This is a genomic window from Methylobacterium sp. CB376 (assembly GCF_029714205.1).
Lineage (GTDB): Bacteria > Pseudomonadota > Alphaproteobacteria > Rhizobiales > Beijerinckiaceae > Methylobacterium.
In genome coordinates, this window is the sequence record NZ_CP121648.1 from 7,589,361 (window position 1) to 7,613,508 (window position 24,148).

At 68.6% G+C, this 24,148-nt stretch carries 20 protein-coding genes; 6 read left to right on the forward strand and 14 right to left on the reverse strand.

Annotation, left to right across the window (positions count from 1 at the left end; genetic code table 11):
* Positions 1-64: 64 nt before the first annotated feature.
* The 5 genes from QA634_RS34930 to QA634_RS34950 all read right to left on the reverse strand — a co-directional run bounded on the left by QA634_RS34930 (position 65) and on the right by QA634_RS34950 (position 4,663).
* Positions 65-523 (reverse strand): hypothetical protein, encoded by a 459-nt coding sequence (locus QA634_RS34930; RefSeq protein WP_012336527.1) that lies wholly within the window; start codon positions 521-523, stop codon positions 65-67.
* Between the two features lie 819 nt (positions 524-1,342).
* Positions 1,343-1,549, reverse strand: coding sequence for a helix-turn-helix transcriptional regulator (locus tag QA634_RS34935; protein WP_012336529.1), 207 nt, complete (start codon positions 1,547-1,549; stop codon positions 1,343-1,345).
* An 84-nt stretch (positions 1,550-1,633) separates the two neighbouring features.
* Complete coding sequence (locus QA634_RS34940) at positions 1,634-2,251, reverse strand: hypothetical protein (protein WP_150108788.1); 618 nt, start codon at positions 2,249-2,251, stop codon at positions 1,634-1,636.
* Between the two features lie 50 nt (positions 2,252-2,301).
* A complete protein-coding gene (locus QA634_RS34945; protein ID WP_012336530.1) occupies positions 2,302-3,594 on the reverse strand; it encodes a tyrosine-type recombinase/integrase in 1,293 nt (430 codons plus the stop codon).
* Between the two features lie 706 nt (positions 3,595-4,300).
* Complete coding sequence (locus QA634_RS34950) at positions 4,301-4,663, reverse strand: hypothetical protein (RefSeq protein ID WP_043701943.1); 363 nt, start codon at positions 4,661-4,663, stop codon at positions 4,301-4,303.
* Between the two features lie 227 nt (positions 4,664-4,890).
* Here QA634_RS34950 and QA634_RS34955 point away from each other — a divergent pair, with 227 nt between their 5' ends.
* Positions 4,891-6,615 (forward strand): hypothetical protein, encoded by a 1,725-nt coding sequence (locus QA634_RS34955; RefSeq protein WP_012336532.1) that lies wholly within the window; start codon positions 4,891-4,893, stop codon positions 6,613-6,615.
* Between the two features lie 344 nt (positions 6,616-6,959).
* Here the strand turns inward: QA634_RS34955 and QA634_RS34960 are convergent, their stop codons facing one another.
* Positions 6,960-7,280, reverse strand: coding sequence for a hypothetical protein (locus QA634_RS34960; RefSeq protein WP_083784784.1), 321 nt, complete (start codon positions 7,278-7,280; stop codon positions 6,960-6,962).
* Positions 7,281-7,949: 669 nt separating this feature from the next.
* Entirely contained in the window at positions 7,950-8,270 is a 321-nt protein-coding gene (locus tag QA634_RS34965; protein WP_012336533.1) for a GYD domain-containing protein, read from the reverse strand.
* 674 nt (positions 8,271-8,944) lie between these two features.
* Between QA634_RS34965 and QA634_RS34970 the strand changes: the two genes are divergently transcribed.
* Positions 8,945-9,628 (forward strand): helix-turn-helix domain-containing protein, encoded by a 684-nt coding sequence (locus QA634_RS34970; RefSeq protein ID WP_012336534.1) that lies wholly within the window; start codon positions 8,945-8,947, stop codon positions 9,626-9,628.
* A gap of 193 nt (positions 9,629-9,821) precedes the next feature.
* Here QA634_RS34970 and QA634_RS34975 read toward each other — a convergent pair whose 3' ends face one another.
* The 7 genes from QA634_RS34975 to QA634_RS35005 form a co-directional block, all read right to left on the reverse strand.
* Complete coding sequence (locus QA634_RS34975) at positions 9,822-10,160, reverse strand: c-type cytochrome (RefSeq protein WP_012336535.1); 339 nt, start codon at positions 10,158-10,160, stop codon at positions 9,822-9,824.
* A gap of 239 nt (positions 10,161-10,399) precedes the next feature.
* Positions 10,400-11,713 (reverse strand): NRAMP family divalent metal transporter, encoded by a 1,314-nt coding sequence (locus QA634_RS34980; protein WP_012336536.1) that lies wholly within the window; start codon positions 11,711-11,713, stop codon positions 10,400-10,402.
* Between the two features lie 354 nt (positions 11,714-12,067).
* On the reverse strand, positions 12,068-12,751 hold the full coding sequence (locus QA634_RS34985; protein WP_150108789.1) for a class I SAM-dependent methyltransferase: 684 nt from the start codon (positions 12,749-12,751) through the stop codon (positions 12,068-12,070).
* 169 nt (positions 12,752-12,920) lie between these two features.
* Complete coding sequence (locus QA634_RS34990) at positions 12,921-14,288, reverse strand: hypothetical protein (RefSeq protein WP_012336537.1); 1,368 nt, start codon at positions 14,286-14,288, stop codon at positions 12,921-12,923.
* A gap of 43 nt (positions 14,289-14,331) precedes the next feature.
* Positions 14,332-18,180 carry a glycosyltransferase gene (locus QA634_RS34995; protein ID WP_265576494.1) on the reverse strand — a complete coding sequence of 1,283 codons (3,849 nt, stop codon included), beginning with the start codon at positions 18,178-18,180 and terminating at the stop codon, positions 14,332-14,334.
* A 710-nt stretch (positions 18,181-18,890) separates the two neighbouring features.
* Positions 18,891-20,459, reverse strand: a complete 1,569-nt coding sequence (locus QA634_RS35000) for a hypothetical protein (RefSeq protein WP_012336539.1) — start codon at positions 20,457-20,459, stop codon at positions 18,891-18,893.
* Positions 20,460-20,825: 366 nt separating this feature from the next.
* On the reverse strand, positions 20,826-21,458 hold the full coding sequence (locus tag QA634_RS35005) for a class I SAM-dependent methyltransferase (protein WP_018263089.1): 633 nt from the start codon (positions 21,456-21,458) through the stop codon (positions 20,826-20,828).
* Positions 21,459-21,954: 496 nt separating this feature from the next.
* Here QA634_RS35005 and QA634_RS35010 point away from each other — a divergent pair, with 496 nt between their 5' ends.
* The 4 genes from QA634_RS35010 to QA634_RS35025 all read left to right on the forward strand — a co-directional run bounded on the left by QA634_RS35010 (position 21,955) and on the right by QA634_RS35025 (position 24,147).
* Positions 21,955-22,503, forward strand: coding sequence for a hypothetical protein (locus QA634_RS35010; RefSeq protein ID WP_012336541.1), 549 nt, complete (start codon positions 21,955-21,957; stop codon positions 22,501-22,503).
* A 99-nt stretch (positions 22,504-22,602) separates the two neighbouring features.
* Positions 22,603-22,929 carry a hypothetical protein gene (locus QA634_RS35015; protein ID WP_012336542.1) on the forward strand — a complete coding sequence of 109 codons (327 nt, stop codon included), beginning with the start codon at positions 22,603-22,605 and terminating at the stop codon, positions 22,927-22,929.
* Positions 22,930-23,076: 147 nt separating this feature from the next.
* Complete coding sequence (locus tag QA634_RS35020; RefSeq protein ID WP_012336543.1) at positions 23,077-23,304, forward strand: hypothetical protein; 228 nt, start codon at positions 23,077-23,079, stop codon at positions 23,302-23,304.
* A gap of 111 nt (positions 23,305-23,415) precedes the next feature.
* The gene (locus QA634_RS35025) at positions 23,416-24,147 is read left to right on the forward strand and encodes an FkbM family methyltransferase (protein WP_012336544.1); all 732 of its coding nucleotides are present in this window, start codon (positions 23,416-23,418) and stop codon (positions 24,145-24,147) included.
* Position 24,148: the final 1 nt, after the last annotated feature.

Consider the following 24,148-nt stretch of genomic DNA (forward strand, 5'->3'; position numbering starts at 1 on the left):
ATTTCCATAGGTTTAAATTGGATAAACTGTCAATACGCCCAATCACACCGTGATCAGCGGAGCATCAGGACCGGGGATCGCCGTCGCGGTCGGCCGGGCGGGCGCGCAACAGGTCCGCCATCGCGCGATGCTGGGCCGTGATCGCCTGGACCCTGGGGTCGCGCGCGATCAGGTTTTCGAAGAGTTGCTTAAGCTCTTCCTCGGTGTAAGAAGTCTCGTCGGTCCCATCAGGAAGCGTAATCAGCAATTTCTGACGAAATCCGGTGACCAAGTTCCACACCAGATAGTAAGGGCTGTATCCTTCCTTTTTAGGAAGTCCACCAAGCTCCTTCTGGGCGAGTTCGCGCTCGGCGGCGCCCATGGCGCGCAGGCGGAACTCGCGGTGCGGGAAGCGTTGGAAGAACCGCGCATCGGCCGCGACGAACTGCTCGGCCTCCCGCGTCAGTCGGAGAATGCGGCGCTTCGCCTGCTGGGTGAGGCGGCCGAGGCGGCGGCGCTGCTGGCGGTTGCTCGGCTCGGTCATCGCGCCACCTCCCCGAAGACCAGCGGCGCCAGGGCCGCGGCGACGACGGGGCTGATCCCGGCCCGGATCAGGCGGGCCCGCCGGAGCGCGGCCACGTCGAGGTCGGGCAGAGGCATCGGCGCCAAGGGCGCGGGGCGAGGCGCGGGGCGAGGTGCCTGCCGGCGCGGCGAGGGCGCGGGGCGCGGGTTCAGCGCAGAGGGCGCAGGGGCGCCGCCTTGCGCGGAGCGTCCGCACGAACTACTGTAACGAACCATAGTTTGTTTCCTGGGCCCTGCCGCGTTTGCGCGCTGCGGGGCCTTCTCTTTGGGTTTCGCGGTTGCGCCCTGCCAGGCGCGCCGGGTTGGCGGTCAGCCGCCAGTTAGGTCCGCAGGAGCGGGCCACCGATGGTCCCGGCGTTGAGGCGCTGGACCCGGGGCGGGGTCGCGGGTTGGAGCAGTTCGTGCACCGCCGCGGCACCGCCGGTCGGTCACGTCTTCCGCTGCCGCGGCCTCCTGGCGGAAGCGGTAGGCGGTCCTGCCTCCCGCCAGCCAGCGCCGCTCGATCTCGGCCCGGTGCGAAACGGCCCAGATGCACGCATCCCGTAGGCCGGCGGGCATAGGTTCCCGTTCGCCGCGAACATCCGGCGTCGTAACATTCAGGTTGTCCATAGCTTGTCCTCTACTTAGGCCGTTTCAGTCTTAGCCGAGACGGGCGGTGTTCCCTTTACCATTCGCCCATGTGCTTTGAATGCGTTGAGCAGATGAAAGGCTATTTCAAATGCGCAAGCTACATTCGGGGCCGGCTGGTGTTCCACGATCGGGCGGACTTCGATGCTTCGATTCATCGCGCAGCACGGCCGTCCTTTGGAAATGTCGCCGCATCATCTTCGCGCGCGCGGCACCACTCGCGATCCGCATCTTCGGTGATGCGCACCGCCGCGCCGATCTTCATGATCCGTGGCGCCTTGCCGGCCTTCAGCAGGTTGTAGAAGTGTGCGCGCGAAACCTTATGGCGCTCGCACCAGTCCGGTATCGTCAGTGATCTCATATTTGAGCCTTCCCGAGTTATTGGGAACGCAGACTAGTATCCACGACTTCAATATCAAAAAAATTACTTTAATTCTGGCGTCGATTATTTTTCGACAGAATTTTCGCCCGATTTTCTTGGGCGACCCCGTTTCATAGGTACCTGCTTGAAAATGCTAAGAAAATTGTCGTCTAGGATGTGGCTTCCCGGAAAATTCTTGCGCAGAAACTCTCTCTGGGCAGGGCGCGCCATATTTTTTGCGTCCGGGTGCATCCTGAGCAGCTCGACCGCCCGCTGGAGGTCGAGAGCCGTCATAGGCCCGGGGCGCAGCGATTCAGACGTTGGCTCAGTTTCAAGCTCAAGCTTGCCGCTGCAACGGTCCATTCCGTAAAGGGCGACCAAGGCTCTGTATTGCTCGCGTGGAATGTATATCCATTCCGGCTCTCCGCTAAGATGGTCAGGCGTCATGCCGGACGTGACAGAATCGATATGATCAGACTCACGCCAAAATTCGGGTGGGATTTTTTGCTGACCGCCGGTGGTCATATAATAAGCTTCAGCATGTTCAGAGTAAAATGACATCATCAGCATCATGCATGCCGTATTTCTCTCAATTAAAAATGGCAATGGTAAAAATCTATTATCAGGTCTATCGCCCGGTCGATCGGCGTATGAGCTTACAATAAGCCTCTCAAAAAGATCGTCACACACGTCGATGAGCATGATGTACCCGGAAGGGCAGAATTTTAGCTTCATAAATTCAGACCCCCGCTTCACACAAATCGACGTGATGTCATATGTAGCGGCGCAACGTTCCCAGCCTCGACTTCGCCAAACCGTGGCGCACCTGCCCGGATCGCCTCGGCGACGTAGGACGGGGCGAGGTGGCCGTAGTGCTTCTCGACCATCCTCGTATCGGCGTGCCCGAGGTTCCGGGCGACCACCATCAGCGGCGTGCTGTTCATGACGGCGAGCGAGGCCCAGGTGTGCCGCAGGCCGTGGAAGCTGATCCACGGCGTGATGCGGCCGTTCCGGCAGGCATCGGCCATCGGGCGCAGCTGGTGGGACGATCCCCACGCAGCGCCGCTCGCCTTCACGAACATCAAGTCGCTGCCGGCCCGGCCGGCGACGTGCCGGGCGAAGAAGGCCGCACCCTCGTCTGTGAGAACGATGTGACGTGGCTTGCCCGATTTCGAGCGCCGGATCGAGAGAGTGCCACTGTCGGGGTTGAAGTCGGCTACGCGCAACGCCACGAGTTCGCCATACCGGGCTCCCGTCTGCAGGGCGCCCTGCACGAGTACTCGGAAGTCGGGATCGGCGGCGTTGATGAGCCGCTGCGCCTCGGTGACGGTGAGATACCGAACGCGGGTCGCGTCCACGTTCTCGAACGGCTCCACGCGCCGCCACGCGGCGTCAGAGGACACCTGCCCGGCGCGCCACGCCCGGTTCAGCGCGGCCTTGAGCACCGTCAACGTGCGATTCGCGGTCGAGCGCCGCCGCCGCCGGCTCTCGTCGTCGTCCGGGACCTCGCGGTAGCGCTGCTCGGCCCCGGCCTTCGTGCGGATCCGCGGCGGTGTCTTGGCGAGGTCGGTGAGCCAGCGGGACAGCTTCGCGGTGGTCAACGCTTCGACCTCAACGTCGCCGAGGAGTGGGTAGATGAAGGCCTGGGCCCGGTGGCGAGCGTCGAGGCCGGACTTCCGGTTGGCGTCTAGGAACGCAAGGTAGGCCTCGACCGCGTCCTGGACGGTCAGCGGGCCGGTCTTGCCGGCCGCGGCATGCGCACGTTGGACCATGCGGGCGCGGGCGAGTTCCTGCGCCTGTCGGAAGTTGAGGACCGCCACCCCATCGGCGTCGGAGAAGTCGTCGGCGGTTGCGAGCGTCTCGACTTCATAGGCCCGCTCGCCAACGTAATGACGCGCCACCCACTTGCCTGCGCCCCTCGCGAGCCGGCGGTATCCGAGGTGCAGGCCTGGCTCCAGAGTGCGGAAGTAGGGCTTGCCGCGCGGCTCCAGGCGGGCGCGGGCAGTGCGGCTGTCGAGGTTTGCGTCGCGGACGGTGCGGGCCATGGCGGCTGTGTCCTGATCCGTGTCCAACGAATGTCCAATATGCAGGGTTGGACAACCATACACAAGCACGGGCGGCTGTGAGCTAACAGGCTGGAAACAAACAGCAGACTGGAGCGCCGGTAGACATACATGGGCTCCAGAGAAGCCCTCTCACGGCGAAAACAGGGGTTCGAGTCCCCTTGGGAGCGCCATCTCTATCAAGCTCTTGGCTTGTCGTCGCCCGACCCGAACTCAACACATCTGCCATCGATCGGCATGGACAGAGGCGGACAGGGATCCTGTCCAGTGCCATGTCCGAACGGGGATCGATCTCAGCTCCGAGCCCTCCGGCCCGCACCCCTTTCGGAACCGGCAGCGACCCCCTGATCCGGGATCCGCTTTGGTCAAGCGGATCCCGTATGACATCCCCGATCCAGCGGTCGGTCGGTGCAGCGAGCGCCCGGGCTCCGCCCCGCAGCGAGCTCGGCCGCCGCAACCGTCGGGCGACAGCCCGCCATGGGACCTCGCTTGCATGGCGGCTTGCGCGGACCGGCCCAGGGCGAGGGTGAGTGGGGGCCCCGCCTTCCCCGGCCCGACTGGACCGGCGAGTGTGGCACGGCGGCGCGGGGCGGTGTTGATCGGGCTCAAGCGCCACCGACGAGATGCGCGGGTGGGTGAGGCGGAAAGCGCCCGTGCCCGCCATCAGGGCACGCCCGGGGCCGCCGCGTCACCGGCAGCGATAGAAGAACGTCTTCTGCCCGTCCTCGGTCTGAACCAGCATCGAGCCGCCTGCGCCGACTTGCCACTGGGCAGCGCGGGTCCAGCGGTCTGCGCCGGAGGCACACTGCATCGTGACCGCGACCTCGTCGCCCTGGGGGCGCTTGCTCACGAGCTTGCAGCGCATGTCGTGGCCCAAGACCTCGGCCGACGTGATCCTGACCGCCGTGATGTCGGGGTTGGCCACGCCCGCCTTGGCGGTGGCGCACTGGTCCTGCATCGCGGCCCACAGCCCCTCCCAGGGCGAGGCCGCGTGGGCGGGAGCGGGGAGGACGGCGACCAGGGCGAGAACGCGACCGCGATAACCAATCACCTTTGATCCTCCTGCCTATCCTTCTCGCCGGCCGCTTACCCGACTCGGATGCGCAACGCGACCGACGGCCTCGGGATGCGCGGCTGCCGGCATCGCCGCTGCGTGCTCGTCCCGGGGAGCATTTGACCGACGTCGGGGCTTGCCTCAACGGGCTGCTTCGACTACCGCACGGGCCCGTTGGACGGAGAAGCGCTCGCCCTCAAGCAGGGGCGCCCCACTGTATCCGGATGTTGCGCTCGATCCTCCCCCGACTGACGCGCCTTCTTCGCTCCGCGCGTCGGTCATCGCCCAGCCTTGGGACGATTGATCGCGTCGAGATCACGGGCGAATGTCTGGAGATCGAGGGCTGGGGAAGCGATCTCGCCCCGGTTCTCCGCTACGACGGCCGGATCGTGCCCCTCGCCCACAGGCAGGTGCCGCGGCCTGATCTGACGCCGATCTTCGGCGCCGGCTCCGAGCGCTGGGGCTTCGCTCTCACCGCCAAGCTGCCCCACCCGGACCCGGATCTCTCCAAGCTCACCCTGCGTCTGAGCCGGACCGTCGTGCTTGATGCGAGCAGGAACCCCGGACTGTTCGTGCGCGACGGCGAGGTGCAGGCCCGCGCCGCTGCCCTGGCGGCGCAGCCCGGCCCGGACGCCATCGCCGCGCTAATCGACGACGCGTCCCGGGCCGGCGCGCACCGGCTCGTTCACCGGGTGGCGCTCCGCCTCCGCGACGCAGGGCAGGCCACCCTCGCCGAGGAGGTCCTGCGGGCCGGGCTCGCGCTCGCGGCGATCCGCCACCTGTGCCTGCGGGATCTCATCACGCTGAGCGCCGAAGCGGGCCGATCCGAGGACGTCGTCGCCTTCGCGGAAGAGGCCCTGGCGGAGCACGACCTGCTCCCCGCGCTCAAGCTGACCGCGGCGATCCACCTTGCCCGCTGCGGACGAGCCCAAGCCGGAGAGGCGCTGCTGCGCGACGTTCTCGCTGCTGATCCGACCAGCCGGCGCGACGTCGCAATCGCGGAGCAGACGATCCGCCTGTTGCGGGAGGTCGACGAGGCCGGCTTGACCGCGCTGCTGGACCGTGTCGAGGGGACCTACCGCAGGGTCGGCCCGCAGGACGTCGTCGAGGAGGCGGCCCGCTGCCTCGACGCCGAGGCGCCCTATCTGGTCCTGCGCCTGGGTGATGGGGAGGCCGCCTACATCACGCTCGGCAGCGACGACGAGGCGACCTATCCCGATTTGTACAGTCAGAACCGCGAGGCTCTGGCCGAGGTCTGGTTCCGCGACACGGCTTTCGCGCACGACCCGCGGCTGCCCGAGATGCTCGGCAGCTTCGATGCCGCCCTGGCCGAAGCGGATTGCCTCGGCGTCTGCAGCCGGCATGTGGCCCGGGAGCTCCACGCCAAGGCGACCGGCCGAAGCCTCATCTGGGCGATCAACCCCTTGCGCAAGCTCGCCCAGCTTGCCGAGCTCGATCCGGCCAGCACCCCGCATCGGACGCTCTGCGACCCCTACATGCACTTCGTCCTCGCCTCGAGCGGCGGCCTCGCGCGCCTCATCGAGGGGCGGGCGCAGGTCGGGATCGTCACCTGCCACGCCGATCTCGCGACGGCCTTGCAGCACCATTACCGCATCGGCCACGTGGAGCTGATCCAGGTCCCGGGCGAGAAGAGCCACGGCGCGGTGCTCGGGGCGGAGATCATCGCCGGCCGCCATTGGCCCGACCGCTACGATGCAGTTCGCGCGCTGCTTCGGCACGGCAACCGCCGTGGCCAACTCTGGCTCCTGGCCGCGGGCTTCCTCGGCAAGATCTACGGCGGCGACCTGAGGCGGTCGGGTGCCGTGGTCATCGACATCGGCTCCATTGCCGACCTGTGGATGGGCAAGGCAACCCGCAACTTCCCGACCCTGTCGCCGGAGCTGATTCCGGGGACGAGCATGGCGCGGATGCAGCGAAGAGGCGAATGACGATCGGCAGCGACAAGCGATGCGCCTGATCGTGGGGCGTCGCGCGCCCCGCGCCTGTACCCAGGGTTAGGGGCAACGGAAGAGGTCGCCGCTCGCCTTGCTGGCGAACAGCGTGGACCGGCGCCGGCGGGCTGTGCGGATGCCGATCGGGCGCGAGCACCGCGGCTTCGACCCGATCGACCGGCGCGAGCTCTCGGTGGTGATCTGCTTCCGGCGTGCGGGCGGACTTTGCGAGGGCTGCGGGCGGCCGCACCTGCCGCCGGTGGTCCGCCTGCGGGTCGGGGATCAGGACGCGCCAGGCCGAACGGCTGCGCCGGCCTCCCGGCGCAGCCGCCCCGCACAGCTCAGTAGTAGCGGTGGTGACCCCAACCGTGGTGACGGTAGTGGCCCCAACCGTGGTGATAGTGATGGTGGCCCCAGCCGCCCCACACCGGGCGGTAGTGGTGGTGATGGTGATACCCCCAGCCGCCCCAGTAGGGTCGATGATGGCGATGGTGTCCGTACCACTGCACCTGGTGCAGACTGGCCGTGTCGGTCTGCCCAGCCAGGCTCACCGCCGCACCAAGCGGTGAGGCCTGAGCGTTGCCGATCGACACGGCGGGTGTCAGCTGGACCAGGGCAGCAACGGTGAGCGATGATAGCACCGTCAGAGATCGGTTGAACATAACAGTCTCCTCCCCCCTCAGGGGGCATTCAGGCGTGGCTGAACAACTTGCCAGCGCCACGCGGCCTGACCTGCCTGCGCCCAGGTGTCATTTGCTGGCAACGAGACACGGTTGCATGCAAAGTGCTACGAGATGGCCGGCAGCTGACAGATGATGCTTTGCATGATCGTGTCTTTGCTGTGTCGAATGACACTTTGCTCCGTTCCAGATGAGCGGTTGCTGAACGAATTCAGGGGAGCGCTGCCGCTGGAATGGGCGTCACGTGAGGCGATCACTTCCGCGGCCCCTGCCCGGCTGGCCGCCCCAGCGGACAGCGCGCCGGCGGGGTTCGGCCGAGCCGGAGCCGGTGACGCTCACACCCGCCGTGCCGATCAAGGGGTCCGTCGCCCCGGACGCCGGCCGAGAACGGCCGACCTCGAAAGAGGGGGGATGGTGGGGAGCGGCAAGGCCGTGGCAAGCTTTCTTGCCGCGCCGTTCACCGCGCTCCTTAGCCGGTGGTTCAAGATTGTCTCCTACCCTGCCCTCATGACTTCGGGGCTGGGAGGCAGAACCCGAGGCGGCCGGGCAACGTCCCGGATCGACGGAGACCAGAGGTGGAGAAGGCCCCGTCCGCTCGGCCGAAGCCGGCGGTGGGGCCTGCTTCGTCTCAGGCGCCGACAGCCGGTCAGATCAGGCGCGCCAGCGTGGCGGCTCCTCGTAGGAGAGAGACTGAACGATCTGACGGTAGGCGGCCTCCGGGAAGGCTTTCAGGGTCTGCGCCCGGATGTTGCCGAGCATGCCAAGCTGCAGGCTGAAGCGAGCCGCCACGGCGTCGTCCGGCGCCTCGTAGACCGCCACGATATCGTAAGCCCCCATGGTCAGGAAAAACTGCTTGAAGTTTCCGCCCATGTCCGCCAGCAGCCGCTTGGCAGCATCGAGCCGGGCGGGCGAGTCGGACGCCGAGCGTGCGCCCTGATCAGTCCAGTTCGCCAGCATGATGTAAGTGGTCATCGCACACCTCAAGTTTCGAGCATGACCGAGCCGTCATTCTACAACAGATTGCGCTCGGGCGAACATGAAAGATCGTGCCCTGCCCGCTCGCTTAGTTCAGGCCGGCGTTAAGAGCGCGCAACGAAACGGGGCTGGCGGCGGCGGGCTATGGCGAGGGGGAGACTGCTACCAAATCCGCTTGATCCCTTCGGGATGGCGGATGTGGGCTTCGCTCAGGCGCCGCGCGGGCTGGTGATCCGCTTGATCCCTTCGGGATGGCGGATGTGGGCTTCGCTCAGGCGCCGCGCAGGCGTGTGACACGGGAGGAACCGGCCGGCATGGCTGGCTGCACTTGCTGAGCAATATCCCTGACGGGGCCGAGCCGGACGCAATCGTTTTCGAGCCGGTCTTGCCGCCCAGCGACGGGTCGGTCCTCGATGCCGTCACGCGGGAGCGGCCGGGACGGGAAGTGCAGCCCCTCCGCGCCGCCGTCCTCGGCGGCCGGCAGGGAGCCGGCGGCCGCGAGCCGGCCGAGCGGCCTCGTGGCGGCTGCTCCCGCGGCGAGGCGCGCCGGAAGGGCACCTCCGCGCCTAGGTGGATGTCCTTAGGCGCTTGCGCTTAAGAGACCGCCCGGAATGTCGCCTCGCCCGCTTTCGGGTCACTCTCCTCATCCAATCAGGACGAGGACGGAACCGATGGCACTCGACACCGCAGCTCTGCACCCCCGCGCGGTCGAGAGCGCCTCCTGCCCCAGCCTGCACGACGGTGACCTCTTCGCCGGCTGCCCCGAGCTCATCGGCTCGCCCTCGACCTTCGCCCGTGACGAGGAGATCTACGGCGAGGACGAGGACGCCGAGTTCGTCTACAAGGTGATGACCGGCGCGGTGCGCACCTACAAGATCCTGGGCGACGGCCGGCGCCAGATCACCGGCTTCCACCTGCCCGGCGACCTGTTCGGCTTCGAGCCGGGCGAGGTCTGCGGCCACACGGCCGAGGCGATCTGCGACACCAGGGTCGTGGTCTTCAGGCGCCGCCAGATCGAGCGGGTCGCGGCCGCGCGCGCCGAGGTGGCCGTCCAGCTCTGGGGCTTGGCGACGCGCGATCTCAGTCAGGCGCAGCACCACATGCTCCTGCTCGGGCGCGGCTCGGCGCAGGAGCGGGTGGCGGCCTTCCTGCTCGCGGTGGGCGAGCGGCTCGGCAGCACGGGGAGCGTCGCGCTGCCGATGACGCGCCGGGACATCGCCGACTACCTCGGCCTCACCCTGGAGACCGTGTCGCGCACGATCTCGCAGCTCGAGGGCGCGGGCGCGCTGGTGCGCGCGGGTGCCCGGCAGGTCACGCTTCGTCGCGGCCGCATGCGGCGGCTGACGGAGGAGTGAGACACCGTCACGCGGATCGGGGGAATTCTGGACCCGCGGCGGCTCGGACCGCTCCGGGTCCCTTCGCGTGAGAGGGCGGCCCGCGGCCGACGACGTCCCTCGCTGGATCCGCCGCCCATGGCGGCTCATCGCTGCCGATGGAAGGGTTCCGGTCGGCCCGCGATCCTGCGCCGTCGTTGGGCGGCCGCCCGGCTCACCGCTCCAGACTTGTGAGATAGCGGATCACGTCCTCGACTTGCCCCGGATCGAGCTGGAACTCCGGCATGCCCGGGTGACCCGTCCGGATGCCCTCCGCGAGCGCCTCGGCAAGATCCGTGACGGGATAGCGGGTGTGGAGGTCGCGAAAGCGCGGCGCCTGGGCCAGCGGGCTCTCGCCGACGCGCCCGACCGCGTGGCATCCGGCACAGTGGACCCGCACGAAGGTGCGCCCGCGCGTGACGTGGGGGTCCTCGGCCGCCTCCGCCCACCCCGCGTGCAGGCTCAGGACTGCGAGAAGCCCGACCGCGGTCAGGACTGAGGTGGGCACGCGCATTGGTATCTCCCGCTGGTTGCCGGCGCGGCGACTTTCCGGACAACCTCGTCCGGGTGCAAGCCTCGGCATTCCGTCTCATCCGCCGTCCGGACGAGCACGTCCGGACGGCGTCTGCCAAGCCCGCGCGGCGCTTGAGCGAAGCCGACATCCGCATTGCCGAAATGGGAGATGGCGAAGCCATCGACCGGATGTCGGATGCCGCATGATTTGAGATCCGGTTGATCCTAGCGGATCCCGGATCACAAGGACGTCGCGACCATGCCGACGACGGCAACCGCCATCACGGCGGTGGCGAGCCAGCCGAGCCCCTTGAGCCATCCCGTCACCGCGAAGCGCCCCATCACCTCGGGCCGCGCCGCGACCCACATCATCACGGCCATCACCGGCACGGCGACGACGCCGTTCAGCACCGCGCTCCAGAACAGCGCCCGCACCGGGTCGAGGCTCGGCGTCAGGCTGATCAGCATGCCGACCAGGGTCGCGAGACCCACCACGCCGTAGAAGGCCTTGGCCTCCTGCACGCGGCGCGCGTAGCCGACCGGCCAGCGCCACGCCTCGCCGACGGCGTAGGCGGAGGAGCCCGCGAGCACCGGCACGGCGAGCAGCCCCACCCCGACCACGCCGAGCGCGAAGACCGTCTCGGCGAAGGGTCCGGCGATCGGCCGCAGCGCCGCCGCCGCCTCCGCGGAGGTGCGGATGTCCACGGTCCCGTGCGCGTGGAGGGCCGCCGCCGCGGTGCCCAGGATCGCGAGCGCCACGAGGTTCGACACCGCCATGCCGGCGAGGGTGTCGACCTCGATCCGGTGCAGGGCCGTGCGCCCCTGCTCGGGCGCGTGGATCAGCTCCCGCCGCCGCGGATGCACGTGCAGGTCCTCGGCCTCCTGGGATGATTGCCAGAAGAACAGGTAGGGGCTGATGGTGGTGCCGAAGATCGCGACCACGGTCGTGAGCGCCTCGCGGTCGAGGCCGATCCGCGGCAGCAGCGTTCCGAGCGCGAAGGCGCGCCAGTCCACCCGCGTGGTCGCGAGCGCGGCGAAATACGCGAACAGCGCGAGGGTCAGCCACTTCAGCACCGCGACGTAGCGCGAATAGGCGAGGAGCATCTGCAGCACCACGCAGATCCCGGCGAAGAGCAGTACCAGGAGCCATCGCGGCGCGCCGGGGAGCAGCAGCGTCGCGGCATCGGCCATGGCGCCGAGATCCGCCCCGAGATTGACGGTGTTGGCGATCACCAGGAGGGTCACGGTCACGCGCAGCAGCCCGGCCGGGGCGTGGCGCTGCAGCACTCCGGCGATGCCGTGGCCGGTGGTGCGCCCGATCCGGGCCGAGATCATCTGCACGGCGGCCATGAGCGGGTAGCTGTAGAGGAGCGTCCAGCCGAATCCGTAGCCGTAGGCCGCCCCGGCCTGGGCATAGGTGGCGATGCCGCTCGGGTCGTCGTCCGAGGCGCCGGTGATGAGGCCGGGGCCGAGCACCCGCAGGAGCCGCGGCTTCGACGGCCCCACGACTGCGCTCGTCTCCTCGGGATCGTCGTCTCGGCTGACCTGCTGCATCCGGCCCTCACGCACCCTTTCGGACGACGGCGCTCCCGCGGCCGCGCGGCCGTCGCGAAGCGCCACCGTACCGTGCTCACCGCCGCCGTCGAGGTTGAGTCCGCGGCCCGCTCGGGCGCCATCGAGCGCCGCGACCCGGTGCGAGGGTTGCGGCGGCACACGACCCGGCCCTCTCGCGTCGATCACGGCGGCGACAGGCCGCCACCCGCCCGCGTTCGGGTCACGCAGCTTGGGTCCCGCGGTGACGGTTCACGGGTGCGCTCGGGCCGGGATCGCCTCGCGGGGCACCTGCGATGGTCGGCCCGGCCGCAGGAGCCGCCCCCTTCCTGCTCGGGCCCGACCGGGCCGGAGGAGCTACGCCTTCTTGACGAACACGACCAGCTGATTGTCCCCGGTCGGGTCATCGACCGGACTCGGCAGCGACAGGAATCTCCAATCGCTGAACCCCTCGGCGATCGTCTCGGCGAAGAGCCTCGTCCGGTCCGTATCCTGCGGCGTGACGTCCTCGATGATGTAGATCCCGCCCGGCTTGAGATGGGCGAATGCCTCGAGCAGCAGGCAGGCATTGGCGCGCAGTTCGTGCAGGCCGTCGTCGATGATGACGTCGTAGCCCTCGCCGACCCCGAACGACCGGAACATCGCCGAGATCGTGCTCGGCTCGAGCTGGTTCACGAAGGCGGTCTTGATGCGCTCCTCGGCGAACAGGATGTCACGATCGATGTCGGCGCCGTAGATCTCGGCATGCGGAAAGAAATCCCGCCATCCGCGCAGCGAGGCTCCAGGCCTGCCATTCGGCCCCATCGTGGAGGGGGCGCCCTCCTTGTTCGTTCCGAGCCCCACCTCCAGCAGCTTCAGCGGCTCATCCTTGACATCTCTGAACAAAATATCGTAAATCAAGCTATAGTTATGTTTGGTTCCCTTATCGCTTCCATGGCCAGTCATGATTTCACACAGCTGTGTGCGATGTTTGTATCCAAGTTCTTCCGCGCGCTGAACAACAGCGTTTATCTGGGTCGTCTTTAGGCAGCTGTGCTGCATGAAGTGCCTCCTGCCGCAGGATCGACGCGGGGCAGCTAATTGTCGGGCGGCCGCGCTGTCAATGATCATGTCCGAGTTCTGTCGTTGACCGGGCAAAGCTCGGCGCCGCCCTGGTTCGCCGGATGAGTGGCGCTGTCCTCCGGGACGCCTCGGCGCCGCCGCTTCCCGGTCAGGGCCCCGCCGCGATCCGGATCGCGATGCCGGAGAGCGTGACGCGCGCCCACTCGCTGAGGACGCGCACGGTGAATTCCGAGTCCTCGGTCTCACGCTCGGAACTCCAGCTCAGGGTGATGAGCGGGCCGTCCTCGACCGCCTGGAGCACGGCGGCCTGCCGCGCCAGGGTCTCCCGGCCGTAGGACCGCGTCACGGAGAACTCGATGCGGGTTCCGGCCTCGACGCTCCCGAGGAAGGTGGCCGTCAGCGTGCCCGCGGGAAGTCCGACGTAGGGACCGCAGAGCAGGAGCTTGTCCGGCGGGTGACGCGAGGCCTCCAGCGATCCATCGGCGCGACGCTCCCCGTATTGCGTCGCGCACCGGCGGGTCGCGAGCCGAACGGGGCCCTTGCTCAGCATGTAGGGAAGCCAGCCCGTCACGCCCCCCGCCGCGGCCGGATGCGAGCCGGCGCCGGGGGGACACTCCGCGCCGGGATCGGCGGTCGGCCGGGGGCGGTGGTGCGAGACGACGCGGCTCAGCGCCGCGAGCCGCCGCGCGACGTCGCTCCCCGCCCCATCGCGCCGGTGGCGCGGGGCGCCGTCCCGCTGGGCCGCCGCCAGCGTGCCGACCCTGCCGGCCGCGCGGGCCAGCGCGACCGGGTCCGCGGTCTCCCCGTCCGCCTCCAGCGCGCGTCCGAGCGCCAAGCCGAGACGGAGGCTCGTCAGGGAGGGCGTTCCGGGAAGGTCGGCGGAGACGAGGCGCAGCAGCCCCATCGAGGCCGCGGGCGCGACGGTCTGCAGGCTCTCGAGGAGCCTGCTGAGGAGCGGCTCGTCGCGGCCGAGCGCCAGGCGGGCCCGGAGCAGCTCCTCGGCCGGGCCGAGATCGCCGCGCCGGACGAGGTCGAGGAGCAGCACCTCGACCGCGCGCCGGTGGGCGCCGTCGATCGCGAGCGCGAGCGTCGCGAGGTAGAGCCGGTCCGCCTCGTCGCCGCACTCCATCACCCGCCCGGCGAGTTCGGCGCGCGCGACCTCGATCTCCAGTTCGGGGAAGTCGGTGAAGCTCCTCCCGATGCACCGGGCGATCGCGTCGGCCTCGGGCTGGAAAACCCAGTCCAGTTGCGACGCGGCCGCGGTCACGCCGGCCCGCGCGACGCCGAACTGCACGACCCGCTCCCAGAGCGGCAGCAGGAGGCGCAGGAAGGTCGCGCGGCACCCGCCAGCGATGATCCCCGTCACCTCGACCGCGCGCTCGACCTCGCGGCCTCGGGCGTCGAGGGTCGAGACGTGTCGCGGGATGGACGCCAGCTGATCGCGCGTGAGCGCGCGGATCATCGCCGGCAGGGCATGCGCGTCGGCCTCGGCGAGGGCCTCCCAGGCGGCCTCCACGCCACCGGCATCCTCGCGATCGGAGGACGGGGGAGCGAGCGAGTTAGAGGTCGTCATCGCCGTCGTTTCGCCTGACATCGACCGGAGCGCGGGACGTCCATTGCACGTGGACCGGCTGATTGAGCGTGATGAACTCGTCGGAGGTCAGAAAACTCCGCACGAGTTCGTCGCGGCTGCCTCCGCCGCGCAGGAACGCGAGGTGGGCCGAGCGCTCCTGCTCGTTGCTGGGGCGCTTGAGCAGGCGCGCGTAGAGCGCGAGGACGAAGGCGTCGTCGTCCTCGCCCTCGAATTGTTCGAGACGGATGATCTCCGCCCGGCCGCCGCTCGCGGCGCGCCCGCGGGCGGCGCGTCCCTCCGCCGATTCGGACAGGGACCTCCAGAACACGGCCCGGCTCAGGCCGTCGCGCAGAGCCGAGAGGGCCGCCGCGAGGCCGCCCGGATCCGCGTCGCGGCGCAGGAGCCTCCGGTACGCGACCTGCACGAAGAGCTCGTCCTTCAGGCTCGCGAGGTGGTCCACGGTGGGACCGGGCGTCGAAGCCGCCCGGTCACCGCGCGGCGCGGGCGCCTGAGCCGGCGCGCCGCGCAGGACCCTGACGTCGTGATGGTCCTCGTAGAGCCCGACCACCATGTGGGCGAAGCGCTCGGCGATCACCGACCATTCGTGCTGCCCGATCCAGCGCTCCTGGCGCGCGCGAAGCGCCGCGGCGAGGTCCGGGTCGGCGAGCACGCCCCGGATCGCCTCGGCCACCTCGAATGGCGAGCAGCCGCTCGCCTGATGGACGAGGTCGCGGACGTCGTCGAACAGCGCCAGCGGGGTCGTGACGACCGGCCGCAGCGCGGACAGGCCGTAGCGGACCGCCCCGCTCGCCGATTCCCCGGAATGCTGATAGGGGAACGCGATGACGTCGCAGGCCTGCAGGAGCAGGTGCGTCTCCTGGTCCTCGAGGAAGTCGGTGATCATGATGACGCGATCGGCCAGTCCGAGCGTCGCGATCAGGCTCCTGCACCGCTCCAGTTCCTCCTCCGCCTCGGGCGCGGGATGGAGCGCGTTGACGAGCAGGAGCAGGGCATCCGGGTATTGGCCGAGGAGGACGCTGAAGGCGAGGATCAGTTCCAGGATGCCCTTCGGCGGCAGAAGGAAGCCGTAGCAGCCGATCACCGGGCCGACGTCGCCGAGGTTCAGGAACCGTCGCACGGAGGCGGGATCGAACCCCGTGGGACGCATGACTCCGTGGGGGATCTTCACGACGTTGTCGACGAGGCCGAACTGCTTCAAGCGATTGACGTCGTTGACCGAGTGCACGACGAGCCGCGTGGCCTTGGCGAAGGCGTCGGCGTGGGCGGCGATCGACTCGAGCTCGCCGTCGCTGACGGCCGGGGCGGTCTTGTGGAAGAACACGTAGGAATCGACGCCCATCGCGCTCAGGGCCGAGACGGCGTCGGCGAGTGCCTGAAGCGTGTGGAAGCCGTAATTGTATTGGAAGACGACGACATCGATGCCCTGCTCCTTCACGTCGATGAGCAGGCGATCCAGGTTCTCGCGGCGGTCTGTCCAATTTCTCACGACGTTGCCGGAGTCCGGCCTGAGCGTGTCCCAATGGTTCGAAAAGATGGTGATATCGAACCAATTTTCAGGCAGATGAGATACTAAAAATTCAGAATACGTTGCGATGCCGCAGCGCGTGTTCCACGTCGAAACCCAGCCGAGCTTGAGTTTCTTCGACGGCATTGTGCCATCGATTCGGTCAACGAATGCTTTGATCATCTCGGATGCGGCCGTCCATGTCATCGTGGAAACCGTTTGCTGTCCGCGCAGCGATTTCTGGAGGGTGGTGTGGTCGGAGCGTTGCGCGAAAACCGACCGCATCCGCGCGGCCAGATCGTCGATCCGGGCGCGCACCCACATCGCCTGCGCGGCTCCCAGATGGCTCGTGCTGAGCTCGAAGTCGTAGTCGACCAGCCACGCATTCTCGTCGGAGCAGAAATCCATCTGGCCGCTGTAGCCCGTGACGATGACCGGCAGCCCGTGCGCCATCGCCTCGGCGGCGGGGAGATTGAACCCCTCGCCCCGCGACGGCAGCACGACCGCGTCCGCGGCCGCATTCAGCCCGGCGAGCTGGTCCGCGTCGAGGTCGTCGAAGATGATGCGCACCACGGGCGCGTTCGGACTGTTCCTGATCACCCTGTCGTACCAGGTCTGCACGACGTTCGTCTGATTGCGATGGGTCTTGATGACGAGCTCGACCGGATCTCTGCGCGTGAACGCGGCCGCGTAGGCGAGGAGCAGTTCCTCGATGCCCTTGCGGGCGAGGCCCGACGAGACGTGCAGGAAGACGAACGGCGCCGCCGCGCGGGCGGGCCTGGGCAGAACGGGAGCATGCTCGATCCCGAGCCCGCAGACCACGGCCGGGACGCTGATGCCGGAATTGCGGTACACCCGGCGCACGAACGCGGTGAGGGCGAGCAGGCCGTCGAGGTAGCGGTTGATCAGCCGGCAGGCGGAATGGTTGATCTCGCTCTCTTCCCACGCCAGGGCCGCGAGGTGCAGGTCGCCCAGCATCCCGGCGGGCCGGAGCGGGTACATGTTGCGCACGGACACGATTGTGGCCTCCGGCGCGAGCGGCAGCGGCTCGAGCAGCGGCCGGACCTCCGGATTGGCCGCCACCCCGGCCTCGTCGAGCACGTAGCCCGGCACGCCTTCCATCGGGACGAGCATCGCCTCGGTGGCGGCCCGGCGGTCGAGCGCGTCCGCCAGGCGGCGATTCATCAGGGCGAGGCTGTAGGACGTCTCGCAGGGCCCCTCGACGATGTATTGGCGCCTGACCTCCGGGGCGCGCGCCCGGGCGCCCCGCCGCCCGGATGCCGGGGCCGCGTCCCGGACGATGAGGCCGGGCGGCAGGTGGGGCGTCAGGAAGGCCATCAGCGCCTGCGCGACGGTGTCGCGCGCGAAGTCCTGCAGCCGCCGGCGCTGGGCGCGCTTCACCGCGCGCCGATAGGGGCCGTCCGTGAAGAGCCGCCGCAGGCCGGCGGCGAGTTCCTCCGGGGAGGTCGTCGCGAGGCGGATGCCCGCCGTGCCGAGGGTTCCGCCGATCGCCGCCGTGTCGAAGGCCAGGACGGGCAGGTCGAAGGCCATCGCCTCCAGCAGGGGTACGCCGAAACCCTCGTGCTCGCTGAAGGAGACGTAGGCGTCCGCCGTCCGGTAATGGCCGTAGAGGTCCTCCTCCGACACGTGCCCGGTCACCTGCACGCGATCCTGCAATCCGGATCGCGCGATCTCGCGCAGCAGGTCGTCGGCGTAGCGCTCGCCGTCGCCGCGGTGCCCGACGAGCGTCAGGAACAGCGGGTGATCGAATGCGTCGCGGTACCGCTTCATGAAATCGACGAGGTGGATCTGTCCCTTGTTCGCGCAGATCCTCCCGACGAACAGGAGCTGGTAACGGGGCTCCGAGAGCTGCTGCAATCTCTGATTAAATGGGCGCGTCCGGATCTCCGTGAAATCGCGCAGGAGCGGGATCACGACCGGCGAATCGTACCCGCGCCGCACCAGTTCGGCCGCGTTGAACGCGGAGTCCGCGATCGCGACCGGGGCGAAGCGCCGGAGGTCCTGGAGCTGGTGCAGGCCGAGCGCGGCATAATGGCGGAGGGCGCCTCCGGGCTCGAAGAATTCTGGAGGTGTAATATTGTGGTATACTAGGATTTTCTTGCAATCGATAGCCTCGATCAAGGGCAGAAGATCGTGACCCATCGAATGATGGACGAGAAGTATATCATCCGGATTGGCATCAATTTCCTCAATCAAATTCAACCTGTCGGATAGACGATCATCTCTGTGTTGAACGTAAATTTCGGATCTCAGACCCCGTTCCGCGAGAATGTCTTTGATATAGAACATCGCGTTCGTTACGGCATCCCCGACCGCAGACCCCGAATGGAATTGAAATAATCGGAAGTCTTGCATCTCGCAGCCGTATAATAAAGCGCCGATACTATAAGTCTTGGTTTGCATAGAGTCAGTGTAGCTGCGTGTAACATCAACAGGTCAAGCGGGTCAACCGATGGTCGAGCACGGCTCCGCCTCACCCCGTGCGAGGTGATCGTGTGCCGTCCATGGGCGGTCGCGCGCGTCGCCCCGCTCGCCGCAGAGGCCGCGCCCCGCATCGGCCGCGATCCCCTCCGCACGGGCGCGCGGCCCCGGCCGCTCCCGATGGGCAGCCCGGGCAGCGGAGCGCTTCGGCCTCGCGCGCCACCTGGCACCACCAGCTGGCGTCACCCCTGGGCGACGGCGGCGGCCCGCTCGCCGCGTCCGGGCTCGGCCGGCCGACCCGCGTTCGCGCGACGAGTCCGAAGTTCCGCTCCGTCGCCTCGCGCGCGGCGCCGGCGCGGGCTTGCCGCGATCACCCGCCCCGGACCGCCGGGATCGGCCGGGTCCGGCGGCGGGCGCCGATCACGGGCCCTCGTGCCGCGCGGGCGGTCGAGGGCGACGCGGACCTGCCGGTCGGCGACGAGCGGCGCCGCGCGGGCCCGCACCCCGGCCTTCTCCCGACGCCCGCCCAGCCGCGCGAGGGCCGGCCTCGCCCGCGCCGGGCCCCGATCCCGGGGCCGTCACGCCGCCATCCCGCCGCCCGACCGGGTGATCACGATCGCGATCGGTTCGCGGCTGTAGGCCGGATCGACGTACGGCTCGACCTGCCAAGCGGTCTCGGAGCCGCCCAGTCGTTCCGCGAGGGCGTCGACGATCTGCCGGTGATCGGACCCGGCGATCCCGATCATGAGCGCGACGCCGTCCGCGGCCAGGAGCGGCAAGGCGTCGACCAGTGTGGCGAGCCGCACCGCGAGGTCCGCGCTCTGATCATCGATCATGAGCTCCACCGACGCGGGAAGACGGCCCCGGAGCGACGCGCCCGGTTCCCCATCCGCGTGCACGGTCGAGATGGAGACCCGCTTGTGACGCACGGCTTGGTCGCGCGTGACCGCGGTGACCGTCGAGCCCGGGAACACCTCGCTCAGGAACTCCAGGTCGAACCCGGTCCGAAACGCGCGTCCCGGCCGAAACCCCGGCAGCCCCGGATAGAGGTGGCGGATGCCGAACTTCACGATGGTGGGAGACGACCAGCGCGACGCGAGGGAATCGAGCAGCCTGGCGCAGGGCGGCTCCCCTTCGAGCGACGAGAAACCCGCGTCCATGATGGTGGACACGGCGTCGGCGCGCGTCACGCCCGCGGGCGGGTTGATGAGGCGGGCCGCGTTCAGCATCTGGGTTCGGACGGAGACCCGCTGCAGCGGATCGGACCGGTATACGGACGACTTCGTTTCCGCCGGAATGGCGCCATCTCCGATGGAGAATTGCGAAATGTAATGTGCATGCGCGGCCGTCTCGCGGAAGATCTGGCCCCACTCGAAGGCCGGATCCCGCATCAGGGCCGCCAGCCAGGACGTGAGCCAGGAATGCACGATCCTGACGTCGGGCCATCCTCCGCATTCCCAGACCTCCTTCCACATCCTGCAGTAGCAATTGTACTGCTCGGCGTTGAGCGCCGCGTCGGAGAACGTGAAGTCGCGCCCGATCAGCTCCGGATGGTAGAGCATGAAGTTCAGGAGGTCCTGGTCGTTGGTGCAGAGCTCCGGCGGCACGGCGCCGCCGTCGCGCAGGCGCTCGCGCCACCCGCGCAGGAAGGCCGCGACGCCCGGCTTGTCCGACCGAAACAGGATCACTCCGGCATTCACGTAGCCGCGCCGGCGCGTGTCGATGAGGGAGGTCGCGGCCCAGTTCCCGTTGACCTGCTCGACCCCATTCTCGCATTCGGCCATCGCCAGGAAGTCGTAATCGTCAAGCCTGTCGAATGCATGACTCAGATCGCCGATCACCAAAGTGTCGCCGTCTATCGACAATGTATAATCGAAAGGGGAGCGATCGCATATCATGACTTTCAAAGAAGGTAATTTTCCTTCGGATTTCAGGTAGGCGAGATATTCGGAGTCGCTCTCTGACTCGATCAAGGGGCAGACATGATCGAAAATATCGCTGAAATTCTTCTTGGTTTCGTCAACGGCGTCCGTGAAGATGGCGATGCCGAGATCCGGATTGGTCGCCCTCAGGCTCTTGGCCGATTCGATGCAGCTCTCGACGTATCGAGCACCGTACGCGCAGTATATCGCTCCACGGTTGTTCATTCTTCATCTCCTGCGACCGCCATCCCGACGCCACGGAACTGGCGGGCGAGCCCGATCCGCCGGACCGGCCTCGTCATCGACGCGCGCGGACGAGCGCCGGCCCGCGGCCTGCGCGGGGGCGAACCGATATCGTCCCCGCCGGGAAACAGGCCGGCGGCCATTCGGTCAAGGCATCGCGGGCGCCCATCCCCGACGGGCGCGGTCCAACCCTTCCGGCCCGCGGCCCCCTGCCCCGTCCGCGGGCGATCCCGCGCGCGGGATCGGGGGCCGGGGAATGCGAAGCGCCCCGGGTGGCGGAGGGGCGGCGGAGGCCGCCCCCGCGATCCGCGTCACGCCCCCGCTGGCGCTCCGAGGCGGGGGGCAGAGTCAATCGACGTGGGACGCCAAGTGCGCCGGCAGCTGCCAGTCGACCTTCGGGTCCGGATGGTGCGCCGGCGGCTCCTTGCTGCCCCTCCAGGCGAAGCCGACGCCGTTCGACGTCTGGCAGGCGCGAGTCTTCCAGCCCTTCCATTTCAAATAGTCCAGGCCCTCGCCGACGGCCGGACAGTAGATGTCGTGGAAAACGATGATGGACTCCGGCAACATGTACCGTTCGACGGCGACGGTATCGACCAGCGGTGCCGGATAACCGTGGTCGCCGTCGAGAAGCGCGAAGGACCAGCGAGGCCGTTCGCCGTTCCGGCGAGCGATCTCGATCGGGATGCCGGGACTGATACCGGCGTGGAGGCGGCAGTTCTGGAGCACGTCCGCGGCGCGAAGAGACGCCACGATCTCCTCCTTCCGGTCGGTCCCGAGGATCGGGTCGACCACCTCGAAACACGAGAAATTCCTGGCAAAGTGCGCGGTGGTCCAAGCGTAGTAGCAGCCGATTTCCAAGCCGACGCCGTGGTTGAATATCTTGGACGCGTTGTACATCAGTATAACTTCGTCGCGGTTTGCGTAGCCGATCTTCTCGAGCGACGCGTGGCAGTACCACGCGTGCGAGAGTCCCTCACGCACGCCAAGCTCCAGCCTGCCCCAGGGCGGCGAGTCCGGCGGCCCCGAGGCCAAATTCGGAAAAGCGTCATCTAAGAAAATTGTCTCAAGATTCGGAGAAACGTAATCACCTGGACGTAACGACATTAGTTCTACCTCGTGAACTGACGGAGTTCGATAACATGTTGTGGAACAGACACAATGCCGGTGCGGTAAAAGGTTAGCTGCTGGGCCACAGCATGGCAAGAACTCCCGCCCGGTCGGTGCAAGCAGTGCCCGGTTCGGGAACGTGTCAGTGCTCGGCGGCGCCCGCGCTCCATTTCTGCCGCGCGATCCGCCCGGCGATCCCGGGCGCGGATCCCCGCCGGCCCGCCGGCAGGGGCCGCGGCGCGCGAACCCGCGGTCCGGCCGGCGCGGGAGCGTGCGGGACAACCCGCGGTCGCGGGCCGGATCGGCAGCGGCGCAACCCGATGTGCGGCGCCGGATCCCGGCCCCGACGGCACGACGGTGAGGCGGGACGATGAGCCCGCTCGACATCTTCGCCATCGGCACCTTCCTCAGCGATCTCGCCGACGCCGTGCCGTCGCTCGTCGGCCTCGCGACGCCGCGCGAGGCCGAGCGGCGCGCCCGCGCCCTGCCCCCGCCGGACGGGACACGGGCGAGCGGTCCCCGGGCGAGGGGTGACGCCCACGCCCCGGCGCGCTTGATCCGAATCAATGCCGCGCGCCTCCACCGGACCCAGGGCTCGGATGCAGGCCGCCGCGTCGCGCGGTCCCGCTGGTCGGAGCCGGCGGGGCGCTCGCCGGCCGAAGCCGTTGCAAGCAAGAGGGATGGGGGCCCGATGAGCGCTCTGTCGCCGCCGCTGCTGTGGACGTTCGGGTTCCTGCTCGGATGCGCGGGACTGCGAACGTCGAGCCGCTACGCGCACCACCTGACGCCGGCTCTGACCTGGGTCGCGGTCGTGCTGGCCTTCGCCGTCCTGTTCGCTCTGAGCCTGCGGACGGACACGGCCCCGGAGCGAGTCCTCGGACGCGATCCCGCGACGATCTCGTTCCTCGAAGCGTTGTAGAAGGCCGGCGAGGCGGCGGTCGCATCGGACCGCCGCGGTTGTAGGCCGGATCAAAGCGGGCGAGCGCGCGCTGCCCGCCCTCTGATCGCGGGGGATCGTGTGAGTGCGGCTCGTCACAACTTCGCCTCTCTGCCCGTTCTGGCGGCTCTGGCCTCGGTCGGCGCGGTTCTCGGCGCCGCCGCGCAGGACCGTCCCGCGACCACGGCCATGAGTTGCGGGCAGGCCCGGGGTCTGCTGAGGGCGCGCGGCGCCCTGGTGATGGGCACCGGCGGCTTCACCTACGACCGCTTCGTGCGCGACCGCAGCTTCTGCGAGCCGACGGAAGTGACCGCGAACGCCTTCGTGCCGACGCGCGACAATCCCCAGTGCCTGGTCGGGTACCGCTGCATCGAGCCCGGGCGGGACTGGTTCGGCGACGACGAGTAGCGCCCGGGACGCGGTCGCCCGCGCTCCGGCTCCGGTCGCGTCGAACCCCGCGGCACTCGTGCCCGCGGCCCAGCCATGCAATCGCTGACGGTGCGTCGCAGCAATCGGCGCAGTAGTTTCGTTGCGACGCGAAGCAAGGAGGAGCCGATGGAAGCCCTCGCCATGCCGCTGGCATCGGCGGCGGTGTTCACGCTGGGATGCGCCATCCTGCAGGTGTTCGGGCGCTACGCGGAGCGTTTCACCCCCGTCCTGGCCTGGACCGCGATGCTGCTCTGCGCGGCCGTGCTCATGGTCGCCAGCGTGCAACATCGGATCGCCCGTGGCGGCGACGATCAGATGCTGCTACCCGACCCCTGGCTCTCGACGATCCCCTGAGTCTCGCCCCTGAGTCTCGCCCCTGAGTCTCGCCCCTGAGTCTCGGGCCGGCGCGGGAGACCGGCGCGCTCCTCGGTTCCCTCGACCGCACGGGTCGGCTACGGTCACGCTATGACGATTTCCTACGCCCAGCGCCTTGAGGACATCCTCCTGCTGCGTGCCCTGCGCGACGTGGAGCGCGGATTCTACGTCGATCTCGGCGCCCACGACCCCGTCATCGATTCCGTCACCAAGCTGTTCTACGAGGCCGGTTGGTCGGGGATCAACGTCGAGCCGTCGCCGCACTGGTTCGCGAAGCTCGCGGCGGACCGGCCGCGCGACGTCAACCTCAACCTCGCGGTGACGGACCGTTCCGGCACGCTCACCTTCCACGAACTGACCGGCACCGGCCTCTCCACCGCCTCCGACCTCTTCGCCGAGCGGCACGTGGCGGCCGGGTTCGAGCGCGTCACCTACGAGGTGCCGACCCGCACGCTGGCGGAGATCTGCGAGGCGCATGCCCCCGGTCCGATCCACTTCCTGAAGATCGACGTCGAGGGGAGCGAGGAGGCCGCCCTGCGCGGCATGGATTTCCGCCGCTTCCGCCCCTGGATCATCCTGGCGGAGGCGACCGAGCCGCTCACGGACGTGCCGAGCTTCGCCGCCTGGGACCCGCTCCTGGTGGAAGCCGGCTACGACTTCGTGCTGTTCGACGGGCTCAACCGGTTCTACGTCGCGCGGGAGCGCCCGGAACTGGCGCGGTTCTTCGTGTGCCCGGCGGACGATTACGTGCGGGCCTGGGCCGTGCGCGCGGAGGAAGCGATGCACCGCGAGATCGCCGCGCTCAAGGCGCGCCCGGCCTGAT